A 13,796-nucleotide genomic window follows, 5' to 3' on the forward strand; every position below is an offset into this window, starting at 1 on the left:
TTTGCGATCGCGTTAAAAGTAATAGAAGTTAATCAAAATATTGAAGATAAGTAACTTAAAATTATCAAGAGTGAAGTTAAGTAACAAAAAAGCTATAAACCAAGCACTGTAGGTATTTGAAATGAATTGCGGGTTGTGTTGCAAAAACAGGCGTTGGTCTGGTAAAAGTCCTAAAGGCAAATAAATCGGTAGCCCAAGTGACTACGTTAATGAACCACTGAGACATCAAAAGTATTTTTGTCTAAATACAGTCTCAGCTTTTTTTGTACCTTTTTCCATCCGTCGAATTACTAGGAAACTGCACCGCAAGGCGGAAGTTGAAGGGTCAAAAGTCAAAAGTATTATGGAATAAGCTCTTTAGGATTTTTCAATGGTCTGCTTATTTACGCCGTGCTGTACTAGATTGTTTCTCTTAAGGCATAACGAATGCCGTTCGTTGGAAGCTCACGTTAATCTACTATTTTTTTGCGCTGTGAATAATGAAAAATGAAGGCTAAACATCACCATTTATTCTCTCTGTTCCTGTATCATTAATTTCTGCATATTCCAAAACTTGGAATCGACTAAGAAAAATAGGTGAAAAATATTCTTGAAAAGTATGCGATGGTTCCTCTACAACTAAAGTGCCATCAAACAAAACTGATTTTACTATCTCTTGTTGATAGTAGTCTTTAGGGCTAACTCTTTTCTCAATGAACTGACGAATTGGATGAGTTACCAAAAAAAATAATCTAGCATTATCATTGGTTATCCTAATAATTTCTTGATAAATACTCTGAATATCAATTGCTGTTTGAAATGCCCATTTGCTAACAACAATATCAAAATAATGATCGGGGAAAGATGTTTGCGTAAAATCACAGGTATAAAAATTTTCAGGAGAAAATAATTTCTGAGCTTCCTGTATCATTTCCGCTGATGAATCAATTCCAAATACATCAGCCCCTTGCTTTTGGAGAATCAGCAAGTCTAAACCATCAGCACACCCCATATCTAGAACTCTTTTACCTTGGATATCAAATTTATTGATGTATTCATGAAATATAGTTTTACTTTTAGCATCGTATTCTTGACTGCCCTGAAGAAAAAGTGTTTTATAGTTATTGTATTGCTGTACTAAATAATTTTTATCCATCTTCTAAGCCTCTCTATGTACATCATTGAAAAAGTAATTAATAATTTCCTCAAATAAAGATCCACTTCACCAATTTTTTCAAGGACGTACACTCTCTTGTGCAATAGCCGTCGCCAAAGATTTTCGCATACATGAGATATATGTATCCATACTTGATCCAGATGCCGACAATAATGGTCAAGGATTAAATATTCTTACAAATGTAGGCAAAATAGTTCATGTTGGATTATGCGCTAATGAGGTGAATGCTTTTTTGAACCAATATCTATTAAAGCTGTAAGGGCTTACAGTTGTTGTCATTGGTGTCAACTTAACGTTAAAAGCAGTCTAGAGCTAGCTTTTAGAGACTGTCTCGAGAAAAAGTCTCCGCCTGGGAATGCCTACTCTTAGGCTGCACCTTCCTTACTCACGGCAGAGCCGCTAATGAACAGCATTTCCAGCCTCTGGCTGGAAACGAGGTTTGAAAAGGGTTTTGGCTTAAGTTGACACCAATGGCTAACGCCCCACCGATATCATCGGGAAGACCCACGCTACCCAGAGCTGTTTGCAAGGCGATGAAGTTGTTAAGCTCTAGATTATCTAGCACTGTACTGCCCCTGAAATCAGTTTTGATCGCACTTTTTCAAGCGATTAGAGGTGGAAAGGCTTTAATGATTGAGTGCTTTCATTTGCTGTTCAGCGTAGCGAGACCCAGCGGCGATTCCTTTGGGAGCAACTGCTTCAATCCGGCTCAACTCTTCAGAAGTCAGCGTAATATCAGTTGCGGCAATGTTTTCTTCCAGGTAGCTTTGCCGTTTCGTACCCGGAATCGGCACAATGTCATTGCCCTGAGCCAGTAGCCACGCCAAGGCAAGTTGACCAGGTGTCAGGCCTTTTTCTGAAGCGATCGCTTTGACTTGTTCTACCAGTTGCAGATTCTTGTAGAAATTTTCGCCCTGAAATCGTGGTGAATTTCTGCGATAGTCATCTTGGGCGAAATCTTCTGGGCTGGTGAACTGCCCAGAGAGAAATCCACGACCGAGCGGGCTGTAAGCCACGTAGCCAATGCCTAACTCGCGCACAGTCGGCAAAATCTCATCTTCTGGGTCACGGCTCCACAGGGAGTATTCCGTTTGCAGGGCAGTAATCGGGTGAACTGCATGTGCCCGTCGAATCGTGGCAGGAGCCGCTTCGGACATCCCAAGATAGCGGACTTTGCCCTGTTGCACCAGTTCTGCCATTGCCCCGATGGTCTCTTCGATTGGCACCGATGGATCAACCCGATGTTGATAGTAAAGGTCAATTACATCAACTCCCAAGCGTTGCAATGAAGCATCACACGCTTGATGCACATATTCTGGTTTGCCGCTCACGCCCAAAAACTGACCATCAGTGCCACGGACATTAGCAAATTTTGTGGCTAGCACAACCTGATCTCGACGATCGCAGATTGCTCTGCCCACCAATTGTTCATTTGTGAACGGACCGTACATATCAGCCGTATCCAGCAGCGTCACACCGAGTTCTAAAGCGCGGTGAATTGTGGCGATCGATTCTTGCTCATCGCGCCCTGCATAGAACTCAGACATGCCCATGCAGCCTAGCCCTAGTTCTGAAACTACCAGTTCTCTGCCAAGTTGACGTGTTTTCATTAAAGTTCTCCTGGTCTAACTTTCGATTTTTAGTCTTATCTTGCAATATAGGTTCATAGTAGGCTTAATCAGCTTTTGGATGAATACACAAACCTCGCAGATGATTGCCTAATCCTCTCAAGCCAGGCGTTAGCCAGGGAAAAAATTTCCTATAATGAGTGCAGGAGAAGGGTTAAATCAGTCAGGAATCCAGCATGACGAGTGAGACACTGAGCCACGAGGTAGCGATCAACAAATGTGAAGAACTAGCGGCATTAGTGAATCGGTATACTGACGGCAAGGGAAACGGTACCCATGCAACCGCGATCAATCCTTTAGTCTTCATGCGAGAATGCGATCCTCCAGCCGCAATACAGGGGGTCAGCGAACCGCTGCTCGCCATTGTGGTGCAGGGCAAAAAAGAAGTGTTGCTGAAGGAGGAAGCCTATCGCTACGGCGTCGCTCAGTATCTGGTTGTGTCGGTAGATTTACCGCTGAGTGGATGTGTAGTAGAAGCAACCCCCAATCAGCCTTATCTAGGATTTAAGCTGAAGTTAGACTCTGCCCAACTCTGTGAGATCATTGCTCAAACGAACTTAGGTATAAGTAAGAAAGAATCAGTGAGAGGCTGGTTCATCAGCGATGCCGAACCACCGTTGATTGATTGCGCCATCCGACTGACAAAGCTTTTAGAGACACCGCAGGATATCCCCTTCCTGGCACCAATGATCATCCGCGAAATCTATTACCGTCTGCTCATGGGGGAACAAGGCGAAGCGGTTCGTCAGATTGCCACCTCTGGCAGCAACATGCAGCGCATCACTGAGGCAATCAAACGGCTCAAAGCTGATTTTGCAAAGCCACTGCGGGTTGAGGATTTGGCAGATCAGGCGAATATGTCTGCTTCATCGTTCCACCGCCACTTCAAGGCAGTCACTTCGATGAGTCCACTGCAATATCAAAAACAGTTGAGACTCTTGAGCGCACGTCAGATGATGCTTGCCGAGGATGTCGATGCGACCCAGACTGCCTATCAGGTTGGATATGAGAGCAGTTCGCAGTTCAGTCGCGAATATGCTCGCATGTTTGGTGCGCCGCCCATCAGGGATATTGAACGGTTACGGATAGAGGCTATCGTCTAATTTGAGAATTCCTAGTGCGGTTCTGGCTCAATGTTCGTAATAATTGCGAACTTTCCATTCGATGATCTTCAGCAAAACAATCAGCCGATGCCCAGTCGCTTATTAGACCTGTCCGAAATATAAATTTGAACACAAAAAAATGCTAGAAGGAAGATTTGAAGTCTTCAGTATGATAAATGCTAGAGCAGTTTTGTAATTAATTAAATGCTGCTTTCATGTGGCAATTTTGATGATAAACTCGGTTCCCACACCAGATTGAGAATTCACTTCTAATACGCCGTTGTGTTTCTCTACAACTATTTCATAGGCGATTGACAAGCCAAGTCCAGTGCCTTTTCCAACAGTTTTTGTGGTAAACAACGGCTCAAACAAGCGTTTTTTAAGCCGTTCAGGAATACCAATCCCATTGTCAGCAATCCGAATTACAACCAATTGTTCAGAATCTATTTCTGTTGCAACTTGAATCTGAGGAATTAGATTGATCATTTTGCCTTGGGTTATAGCTTCATCAAGGGCATCAACTGCGTTTGCCAGAATGTTCATAAATACTTGATTCATCTGCCCAATATAGCAGTTCACCTCTGGTAATACTCCATAACTTTTAATAATTTCAATGCCGGGACGATCGCCATTCGCCTTGATCCGGTGTTGCAAAATCATTAATGTACTATCTAGTCCTTGGTGCAAATCAGCAAATATTTTAGTATCCCTATCCGAGCGACAGAAGTTGCGGAGTGAATTAGAAAGGTTCTTAATTCGTTCACTCCCTAGCTGGAGTGAGTTCAAGATTTTTGCCATATCTTCGAGAACGAAGTTTAGATCCAAGTCTTCAATAGCAGTGGTAATTTTGGCTGTTGGGTTTGGATACTCTTGTTCATACAGTAGGAGCAACTCAGTTACTGCTGCAATGTATCCTTGCAAGGGTGAAATATTGCTGGAAATAAAGTTGATGGGGTTGTTGATTTCATGACCAATACCAGCGACTAACTCTCCGAGTGTTGATAGTTTCTCTTGCTGCACTAGCTTGACTTGGGCTTTTTGCAAAGCCTTGGTGCGATCGCTGACTTGTTGTTCCAAAGATTCAGTCAATTGTTTGAGTTGTAAATGCACACGCACTCTAGCAATGACTTCCTCTTGTGCAAACGGTTTGGGTATATAGTCTACTGCACCAAGGGAAAATCCCTTAGTTTTGCTCTCCGTATCCGCTAAGGCAGTGGTGAAAATAATTGGAATGTTTTGGGTAACAGGATTGGCTTTGAGGCGACAACAAGTTTCAAATCCGTCAATACCCGGCATTTGTACATCCAGCAAAATCAGCTCTGGTTGATTGCGTTCAGCTTGGGCGATCGCACTTTCTCCATCGACTGCAACACGGAAACGAAAACCCTCACTATTGAGCGCTTCACACAGGACAGATAAATTTGTCGGATTATCATCCACAATCAAAATAAATCCATTATTTTGGGGTTTGCTCATGATGAATTTAAAAGTTAAATTTAACTCCAATTAATTGAGATATTGTTGAATATAAGTTTCCAAACGTTTGAGTTGAAAATTACTAGCAAGCTGGATGATTTGCTGGGCAAAAGTGCCTAACTGCTCATCAGCTACAGAAAGTTGCTGAGTTATTTCTAAAATACTTTGAATATCCCCGTCTTGTGCCAGTTCGAGTAACTGTTGTAAAACCTCTTTGGCAGGAGAAATCATCTCATTTGCTTTATCCAAACCACCTGTATAAGTTTTTTTTATTGCGTCTAGCTTACCGTCAAAAATCCATTCTAATTGCAAAAATTGTCGTAACATTTCCAGCAACGTTTCCGCTTCTACAGGTTTTGGGAGAAATACATCTGCACCAACATCAATACTCTTGTGCTGGTCGATTGCAAACACACTGGCTGAGGAAGCGATGATCGCAATCTCTTTAAATTGCTTAGACTCACGCAAACGATTGATCAACTCAAATCCATCCAATATAGGCATCACTAGGTCAGTGATAATCAAGTCTGGTTTGTGGGTGAGAGCCTGTTCCCATCCTTCCTCGCCCTGACTAGCTTCTACAACAGTAAACCCAACTGGCTCTAGTAAATTTACAATTACTGATCGGTTTTCCCATCTGTCATCTGCAATCAAAATGGTGCGCCTTTGTCCTTGATAACCAATAATGGTTCCCTGCTCAACCACTCTGGAAACCTTTGCCCAGTCTTTAGATTCTGGTAATTTTGCTTCAAACCAAAAAGTACTACCTTTGCCAAATTCACTTTCCACCTGAATTTGACCACCAATCAACAAAACAATTTTTTGGCTGATTGCTAATCCCAAGCCTGTACCTTCAGATTGTTGTTTTTGATTTCCCACTTGCTCAAAGGGCTGGAAGATTTTCTCGGCTTGTTCAGGGCTTATACCCGTGCCAGTATCTATTACTTGAAAGCGAATTTTGTAGTTAGTCTGTCCATTGGCATTTGATTCTTGGCCAACGACTTGAACTTTGAAGGTGACACTGCCTTGATGAGTAAATTTAATGGCATTACCAAGCAAGTTAATCAGTACTTGCCGCAAGCGTTTTTCATCAGCATGAATGCCCGTTGGCAAATCAGGATCAAGTTCGATGTGAAATGCGATCACCTTTTGTTCTGCCCGGATGCGGCAAATTTCAGTCACGCTATCTATAAAGGCAGGCAAGTAGAAATCAACAGGATGTAATTCTAGTTTGCGGGCTTCTATCTTGGAGAGATCCAGAACATCATTAATTAGAGTTAGTAAATGGGAACCACATTGATAAATAATGCCAACTCCTTTGCGTCCTTTCTCGGTCAAAGATTCTGTGCGTTGGAGGATTTGTGTAAAGCCCAGGATACCGTTGAGGGGTGTGCGTAGTTCATGACTCATATTGGCGAGAAATTCACTCTTGGCTTGGCTGGAGTTTTGAGCGACTTCTTCTGCAAAGCGTAGTTGTTTCTCGATGCGCTTACGCTCGACAATTTCAGTTGAAAGCACTCGATTGATAGCTTCTAACTGGGCTGGGCTGGGTAGTGTCAGAGCTTGAGGCATGAGAAAAAATAATGCAAATGCCGTATATATTGAAATAATGGCAGTTAAAGCTTTTAAACCACCTGCAATCCAATAGTCTGGATGCCAAAGCGTCCAAATTTCCATCAAGTGTCCAGTACCGCAGACAATGATAAAAGCACCAAATAATAGAAAGACTCCATTGAAAGGAACGTCTTTGCGCTTGGAAATAAAGTAAATTAGTAAGAAGGGAATAGAATAATAGGCAAGAGCGATCGTGGCATCAGAAATAATGTGGAGCCAAACTAATCCAGTTTGCCAGAGATAACAATGTCCATGGGGAATAAAACCGTTAGAGTGGAAAGGATAGTTGAAAAATGTCGGCATAATACTAGGGGTTGCTGGATTTGAAATATATACCAATAACCCTAGTATTCCCAAACCATCAAGTGGAAAAGCGCGATCGCTACTTTTTTATATTAGTTTTTATTATTACGTAAAGTTTTAGTGTATTAATAAAAGATAGTGTCTGGTTTGAGGCAGCTACGCCCGTCGTAGACATCGCCTGCAAAACTACAATCTCATTGATAAAAAAATCTCAGCCTGCCCTTTACCAGTATGATAAATATTAGAAACCTTTGGTAATTATTTGAAAAGTGGGACTATGGAGATTTTGACACTAGGTTGGGTAGCACTGTTAGTTGTGTTCACTTGGTCAATTGCAATGGTAGTCTGGGGACGTAACGGACTGTAGAGGCATGGTAGAAAGTCCATTCTTGAGTATTTTGGCTTTATTTGCTGTAGTGCTGCTCGTAGTAGTCACTGGTGGTATTGGTTATTTAACCCTAGCAGATTGGCGCGATCGCCGCCGTCGAGATGAAGAGAAACGCACCACCCGCAGCGCCACTCCCAAACGGCGATAGTTCGCTTATGGTTGAAAAATGTTTTTTTGTAGGGACACGATATTATCGTGTCCCTACACTGTTTTTTTTGGCATTTAAAGGAAATAACTGTTACCTTTGCGATCGCAAAGGGAATCATGAGATAGAAGACTTTCAATATTTAAAGTCCCACTGGGAATGGAAAACTCCTCTACTACTCAACCCATACCACCAAATTCAGAACAGCAAGAATCTCATTCAGATATGACATTCTCCCTGCGTCAGAATGAGCAACAAAAAGCCTTGTCTGGAGTTATTGCCCGTATTCGCGAGTCTCTAGACATAGACGCCATCTTCAAAATTACAGTCACTGAAGTACGTCAGCTTCTGAAAACCGATCGGGTTAGTGTGTTTCGCTTTTATCCCGAATTGGGATGGGAAGGGGAATTTATCTATGAAGATGTGGGAGCAGAATGGGGTTCAGTACTAGCAGCCAAACTGCGTGACCACTGCTTTGCTGCGGAGTTTGCAGGACTCTATCAGCAAGGTCGGATTAAAGCAATGGCTGATATATATCAAGCTAATGTCAGTGATTGTCACGTCCAGATGCTAGAAAGATTTCAAGTACGTGCCAATATAGCTGCCCCCTTGCTCAAAGGTAAAGATTTATGGGGATTGCTGTGTATTCACCAGTGTAGTAGTCCTCGCGAATGGGAAGCATCAGAAATTGAGTTTGTGCAATTAATTGCTGAACATCTGGCAGTTGGCTTGCAGCAAGCAGAGTACCTGGAACAAGTAAAACTACAATCAGCACAACTAGCACAAGCAAAAGCCAGAGAAAAAGCAGCTCAATGGCAGAAAACCATAGCCATAACCATTGAGAAAATTCGTCAATTTCTAGACTTGAAAAGCATTTTCCACACAAGCACCGCAGAACTTAGGCAGCTACTAAATGCTGATCGCGTGGCTATTTATCGCTTCAATCCTGATTGGAGTGGTGAATTCGTGTTTGAATCAGTGGCAGAGGGTTGGAGCTCCCTCATGGAGCAGCAGTTGCAACGGCCGGAATTGAAAGAAAACGTAAGCGAATGTAGCACCAAAGATTTAGCTAAACCCCCAGTCGCTGATACCTACTTACAAGATACAGAGGGTGGTAGCTTCAGTCAGTGTGAAGTTTACCGAATTTGTAATGATATTTACAATGCAGGCTTTAGCGACTGCTACATTAAAATCTTAGAAATATATCAAGCAAGAGCTTATGCGATCATTGCCATTTACCACGGTCAGAAGCTCTGGGGCATGCTAGCAGTGTACCAGAACGCCCAAACCCGTGATTGGCAAAAAGATGAGGTTTACTTGCTTACCCAAGTGGGCACCCAACTAGGTGTGGCTTTGCAGCAAGCAGAATTTATCCAACAAATGCAGATCCAAGCAGCAGAGATCAGCAAAGCTGCTGAAAGGCAAAGGGCGTTGGCAAACACCGTAGAAAAAATTCGTCAGTCTCTGGAAATTGAAGCCATATTTAAAACCACTACTCAAGAAGTCCGACGGCTATTAGAAGTGGAACGAGTCGCAATTTATCGCTTCTATCCTGATTGGAGTGGCGAATTTGTCGCTGATTCCATTGTTGATGGCTGGACACCAATGGTTAAGCCACAGCCTGTAACAGAAGGCGTTGTTGTGCAAGGAAAGCAAGCGGGTAAGTATGCACGTAATGAAGTTTTTGTGCCAATTTCTCAGGGCGAAAAGTTGTGGGGATTGCTAGTAGCTTATCAAAACTCCCAGCCTCGTTATTGGCAAGATGAGGAAATCAACTTATTGGCGCAAGTTGGCGTTCAGTTGGGGGTAGCATTACAGCAAGCTGAGTCCTTGAAACAGATGCAGGTGCAGGCCCAAAAACTGGCTCAAGCTGCTGCACGAGAACGGAAAGCAGCCGAAAGAGAGAAGGCTTTAGCCGCAACGGTGGAGAAAATTCGCCAATCTCTTGATATTGATACCATCTTTGCCACCAGTACAGAAGAAGTCCGGCGGCTATTGGAAGTTGATCGAGTCACAATCTATCGATTCCGCGCTGATTGGAGTGGCGAATTTGTTGCTGAGTCATTAGCCCAAAATTGGACATCAGTAAGGGAAATTGTACCTGCGATGTCTACGACGGGCGTAGCTGCCTCAGATAATTACTTACAAAAAAACCAAGTAGGAGACTTTGCTAATGGTAAAACTCTTGTTATTAAGGATATTTACAGCAGCGATTATTGTATTCCTTATATTGCCCTAATCGAGCTAATGGGGGCTAGGGCATATATGATTGTGCCGATTTTTCAAGGTGAAAAACTTTGGGGATTACTAGCAGCTTATCAAAATATCAAACCCCGTGATTGGCAAGAGGATGAGGTAGATTTGCTGATGCAGATTGGTACTCAGTTAGGGGTAGGACTTCAGCAAGCGGAATTACTCGAACAGACTCAACGTCAAAAAGAAGAACTCACCCAGACTCTTAAAGAATTACAGCACACTCAGAGCCAGTTAATTCAAAGTGAAAAAATGGCAGGCTTAGGGCAGTTAGTTGCTGGTGTATCACATGAAATTAACAACCCGATTAGTTTCATTTACGGCAACATCACTTATGTTACTGAACATGCCGAAAATTTATTTAAAATACTGCACCTCTATCAGAAACAGTATCCTAAGGCAACAGGAGAAATTCAAAAGCAAGCAGCAGCACTGGATTTAGATTTCATTAGTGATGACTTGCCCAAAATCCTTACTTCAATGAAGATAGGAGCAGATCGGATTTCTCAATTAGTCTTGTCGTTAAGAAGTTTTTCTCGACTTGACGAAACAGGAATGAAGCCTGTTGACCTTCATGAAGGCATCGACAGTACTTTGCTAATTTTACAACATCGACTGCAATCACAGATTAATTCTTTTGCTATTGAGGTAGTTAAGCAATATGGTGAATTGCCCCCGTTAGTCTGCTATGCAGCCCAGATAAATCAGGTGTTTATGAATATTCTCAACAATGCGATCGATGCACTGGAAAACTCAGCAACTAGTGGAAAAATAATTGACAATCCTAAAATTTTGATTCGTACAGAAGTGATAGAAGGGAATATTATTCTTATCTGGATTGCTGACAATGGTTGTGGGATTTCAGAGAATATGCGATCGCGCATTTTTGAACCTTTTTTTACCACCAAACAACCTGGACAAGGTACTGGTTTGGGGTTATCTATTAGCTACCAAATTATTGTGGAAAAACACGGTGGTAATATCAAGTGTGTTTCTGAACCTGGTAACGGCTCTGAGTTCTGTATCCAAATTCCCAGCAAACGGTGAGTTAGCTAGAAGAACTCCAAGCCCAACACAGCACTGTTAGACGACGAGAATTTTTTATATTTCGCTCAAAAGTAGAAATATTTATCAGCACTTTTACACCTATGCTACAATCAGCGCCTAGCTTCGAGAACAGTTACTCTGTAGGAAAGTTTACAGAAAAAATGAATGCTACTTGTTGTTGGGCTTTCACTAAAGGTATGAAAGGTTTGATTCCTATTAATATACACAATTATAGATAGATTTACATAGTGCGTAAGTCTTACCTAAGAATGAGGGCAATTCCGCAGAGTCTTTATAAAGTGATACATGTACATTTATTTAATTTTGTTACGGAAATTACATCATGAGTTCTCAACAAAAATCCGACAGTAAACAAGGGGAGACTGCTGCCAAGAAAGAAAGCACAGCAGCTAAAAAAGCTGATAAAGCTGATAACTTGGATTTAGATTCACTTCTTTCTGCACTAGAAGGAGACTTGACTGCTCTTGATAGCGAAACTGCTACTGGCTTAATCGATGAGTGGTATACTTATTTACACAAAGCTAAAGAGCCAGAAATCAAAGAAATTACCGATAACCTCAAGCAACTCAAGCAACTGGTAAAAAGTGGTAAGGCCACAGGTCATGAAATTGGTGAAGTGCTAACTGAAATTGGTGAGCAAACAGCTAATGTTGCTTCTGATACTGATAAGGAACTAAAAACTCCGTTACAGAAGTTGGGTAAGCAACTTCGCGATATAGGTGTTTCACTAGGTAAGGCGGAAGACCGCGAGCAGATTGAACACATAGAATCAGTAATAGAAACCCTTGAAGGAGACTTGACTAAAATTGAACCTGAGGCGGCGCAAGGTGCGATTGATACATGGTATACCTTATTGCATAAGTCTGAAAACGAGAATCTCCAAGAAGTTGCTAATGGACTTAAAGAACTTAAGCAACTCTTGAAGCGCAAAACTGCTAAAGGTGCTGACTTTGCCGAGGTGCTGACGAAACTGGGCGAACAAACTCAACAAGCTGCAACTGAAGCCCCAAGGGGATTTAAGGGGCCAATTCAAAGATTGGGTAAGCTTTTAAGTAAAGCTGGCAAGTCATTGGATTAATTTTAAAATCTGTTTAATTACGGATAATAAAAGCACCTCATTTCACTTTGGCTGAGGCTAATGTGAAGTGGGGTGTTTTGTATAATCACATCACTACGTTTTCACGTCTTACAACTGTTTTATCTCAGTTACCAAATTATTTATTAACGAACCACAAAGACACAAAGAAAGAAAAAAAAGACGATGCCTTTGGCGGGCTTTCCTGCGGAACACTACGCGAACGTCTACGCACTGTGGAGATTTTTACAGGCGATCGCTGATCATAATTTCACTACCATTAGTAATATAAGTTGCTCTATGAATTAATATGGAAATTAAAGAAATTCTTTAAGCACTCCCAAGCCTGAGCATAAGCGATCGCCTAAAGGTAGCTGAATAAGTCCTGCAATTGGTTCTTCAAGAAAAACATTCACTTACCAAAGATCAGCAAAAACGCCAATTAACATTAGCCGCAATCACAGCTATTGCAGATTATACACCTGGTAGTGAGTTAAATATATTCTCGGACTTAGAGGGAGAAGACTTTTACGATTATCCAGATGAAGACTTTTACAACTCAGGCACTTATGTACAGAGGTGAAGTCTGGCTAGCTAACTTAGATCCAACTGTAGGGACAACTGTAGTATCGCCTCTATGCTCAGGCAATTTATGAGAAACTAGAAGATATTACAAAAAATAATTTATGTTAGGTCTGGAAAGAATTACATTTAATCCTCGCATTATGGCGGGACAAGCGTGTATTCGTGGGATGCGGATTCCAGTTTCATTGGTGGTTAATTTGGTAGCTAATGGCAAATCTGTAGAAGAGATTTTAGAAGAATATCCTGATTTAGAACCAGAGGATATTCGTCAATCTTTACTTTACGCAGCTTGGTTAACTCAAGAACGGGTTTATCCCTTCAAAACCGCTTAATTCAGTAAAATGAAATTTTTAGCTGATATAGGAATTTCTCTACGCACTGTGTCTTGGTTGCGTAGTGCTGGTTATGATGTGGTACATTTGCGCGATGAAGGATTGCAAAAACTACCAGATGATCAGATTTTAGTGAAAGCTTGTACAGAAGGGAGGATTTTATTAACTGTAGACTTGGATTTTGCCCAACTTTTAGCCACTAGTGGGGATAATTTACCCAGTGTAATTTTGTTTAGATTAGGAAATGAAAATTACAACACAATTAATGAGCGTTTGACAGAAGTTTTAAGGGAATGTCAGGCAGATTTAGAACTAGGGGCAATTATTTCTGTCAATAATGAAACTTTCCGGATAAGGCGATTACCGATATAAGTTAAGTTGATTAATTGTTAGTGTAGCTTACCGTAGCGATCGCATTTTGGCAGTTTTGGCTATCGCTTTTCTATCTCACGCGGAGGAAGGAGAGAAAAAAGAGGTGATGCCTTCTCTACGAGACGCTACGCGAACGGCGGGCTTTCCTGCGGAACGCTACGCGAACGCCTACGCTTTTTTAACGAACCACAGAGTCAGAAGAGAAGAGAGCGATGCCTTTGGCGGGCTTCGCCCACGCACGCTGGAGATTTTACAGGGATCGCTTTTTTGAACGAACCACAGAGGCGCAGAGGACACA

The 13,796-nt window shown here is 41.9% G+C and carries 14 protein-coding genes; 9 read left to right on the forward strand and 5 right to left on the reverse strand.

The window, feature by feature from the left end; genetic code table 11:
• Positions 1-493: 493 nt before the first annotated feature.
• The 3 genes from V7K48_RS25445 to V7K48_RS25455 form a co-directional block, all read right to left on the reverse strand.
• On the reverse strand, positions 494-1,135 hold the full coding sequence (locus tag V7K48_RS25445; RefSeq protein ID WP_335076540.1) for a class I SAM-dependent methyltransferase: 642 nt from the start codon (positions 1,133-1,135) through the stop codon (positions 494-496).
• A 406-nt stretch (positions 1,136-1,541) separates the two neighbouring features.
• Positions 1,542-1,721, reverse strand: coding sequence for a hypothetical protein (locus V7K48_RS25450; RefSeq protein ID WP_335076541.1), 180 nt, complete (start codon positions 1,719-1,721; stop codon positions 1,542-1,544).
• Positions 1,722-1,782: 61 nt separating this feature from the next.
• The gene (locus tag V7K48_RS25455) at positions 1,783-2,766 is read right to left on the reverse strand and encodes an aldo/keto reductase (protein WP_335076543.1); all 984 of its coding nucleotides are present in this window, start codon (positions 2,764-2,766) and stop codon (positions 1,783-1,785) included.
• A 194-nt stretch (positions 2,767-2,960) separates the two neighbouring features.
• Here V7K48_RS25455 and V7K48_RS25460 point away from each other — a divergent pair, with 194 nt between their 5' ends.
• Entirely contained in the window at positions 2,961-3,887 is a 927-nt protein-coding gene (locus V7K48_RS25460) for an AraC family transcriptional regulator (protein WP_335076545.1), read from the forward strand.
• Positions 3,888-4,100: 213 nt separating this feature from the next.
• Here V7K48_RS25460 and V7K48_RS25465 read toward each other — a convergent pair whose 3' ends face one another.
• Both V7K48_RS25465 and V7K48_RS25470 read right to left on the reverse strand, forming a co-directional pair.
• Positions 4,101-5,363, reverse strand: coding sequence for a sensor histidine kinase (locus tag V7K48_RS25465; protein WP_335076547.1), 1,263 nt, complete (start codon positions 5,361-5,363; stop codon positions 4,101-4,103).
• Between the two features lie 30 nt (positions 5,364-5,393).
• Complete coding sequence (locus V7K48_RS25470; protein ID WP_335076549.1) at positions 5,394-7,280, reverse strand: ATP-binding protein; 1,887 nt, start codon at positions 7,278-7,280, stop codon at positions 5,394-5,396.
• Positions 7,281-7,557: 277 nt separating this feature from the next.
• On the opposite strand from V7K48_RS25470, the gene petN reads away from it, so the two are divergent.
• The 8 genes from petN (at position 7,558) to V7K48_RS25510 (ending at position 13,498) form a co-directional block, all read left to right on the forward strand.
• On the forward strand, positions 7,558-7,647 hold the full coding sequence (gene petN, locus V7K48_RS25475; RefSeq protein ID WP_017322509.1) for a cytochrome b6-f complex subunit PetN: 90 nt from the start codon (positions 7,558-7,560) through the stop codon (positions 7,645-7,647).
• A gap of 4 nt (positions 7,648-7,651) precedes the next feature.
• Positions 7,652-7,816 (forward strand): hypothetical protein, encoded by a 165-nt coding sequence (locus V7K48_RS25480; RefSeq protein ID WP_292718964.1) that lies wholly within the window; start codon positions 7,652-7,654, stop codon positions 7,814-7,816.
• A gap of 156 nt (positions 7,817-7,972) precedes the next feature.
• The gene (locus V7K48_RS25485) at positions 7,973-11,113 is read left to right on the forward strand and encodes a GAF domain-containing sensor histidine kinase (RefSeq protein ID WP_335076551.1); all 3,141 of its coding nucleotides are present in this window, start codon (positions 7,973-7,975) and stop codon (positions 11,111-11,113) included.
• Positions 11,114-11,456: 343 nt separating this feature from the next.
• Positions 11,457-12,212: a hypothetical protein gene (locus tag V7K48_RS25490; protein ID WP_335076553.1), complete on the forward strand. Its 756-nt coding sequence runs from the start codon at positions 11,457-11,459 to the stop codon at positions 12,210-12,212.
• 47 nt (positions 12,213-12,259) lie between these two features.
• A complete protein-coding gene (locus V7K48_RS25495; RefSeq protein WP_335076555.1) occupies positions 12,260-12,472 on the forward strand; it encodes a hypothetical protein in 213 nt (70 codons plus the stop codon).
• A gap of 128 nt (positions 12,473-12,600) precedes the next feature.
• Positions 12,601-12,792, forward strand: coding sequence for a hypothetical protein (locus tag V7K48_RS25500; RefSeq protein ID WP_335076557.1), 192 nt, complete (start codon positions 12,601-12,603; stop codon positions 12,790-12,792).
• A 103-nt stretch (positions 12,793-12,895) separates the two neighbouring features.
• A complete protein-coding gene (locus tag V7K48_RS25505; protein WP_335076559.1) occupies positions 12,896-13,126 on the forward strand; it encodes a DUF433 domain-containing protein in 231 nt (76 codons plus the stop codon).
• A gap of 9 nt (positions 13,127-13,135) precedes the next feature.
• On the forward strand, positions 13,136-13,498 hold the full coding sequence (locus V7K48_RS25510) for a DUF5615 family PIN-like protein (RefSeq protein WP_335076561.1): 363 nt from the start codon (positions 13,136-13,138) through the stop codon (positions 13,496-13,498).
• Positions 13,499-13,796 lie beyond the last annotated feature (298 nt).

Source organism: Nostoc sp. (assembly GCF_036919615.1).
Taxonomy (GTDB): domain Bacteria; phylum Cyanobacteriota; class Cyanobacteriia; order Cyanobacteriales; family Nostocaceae; genus Nostoc.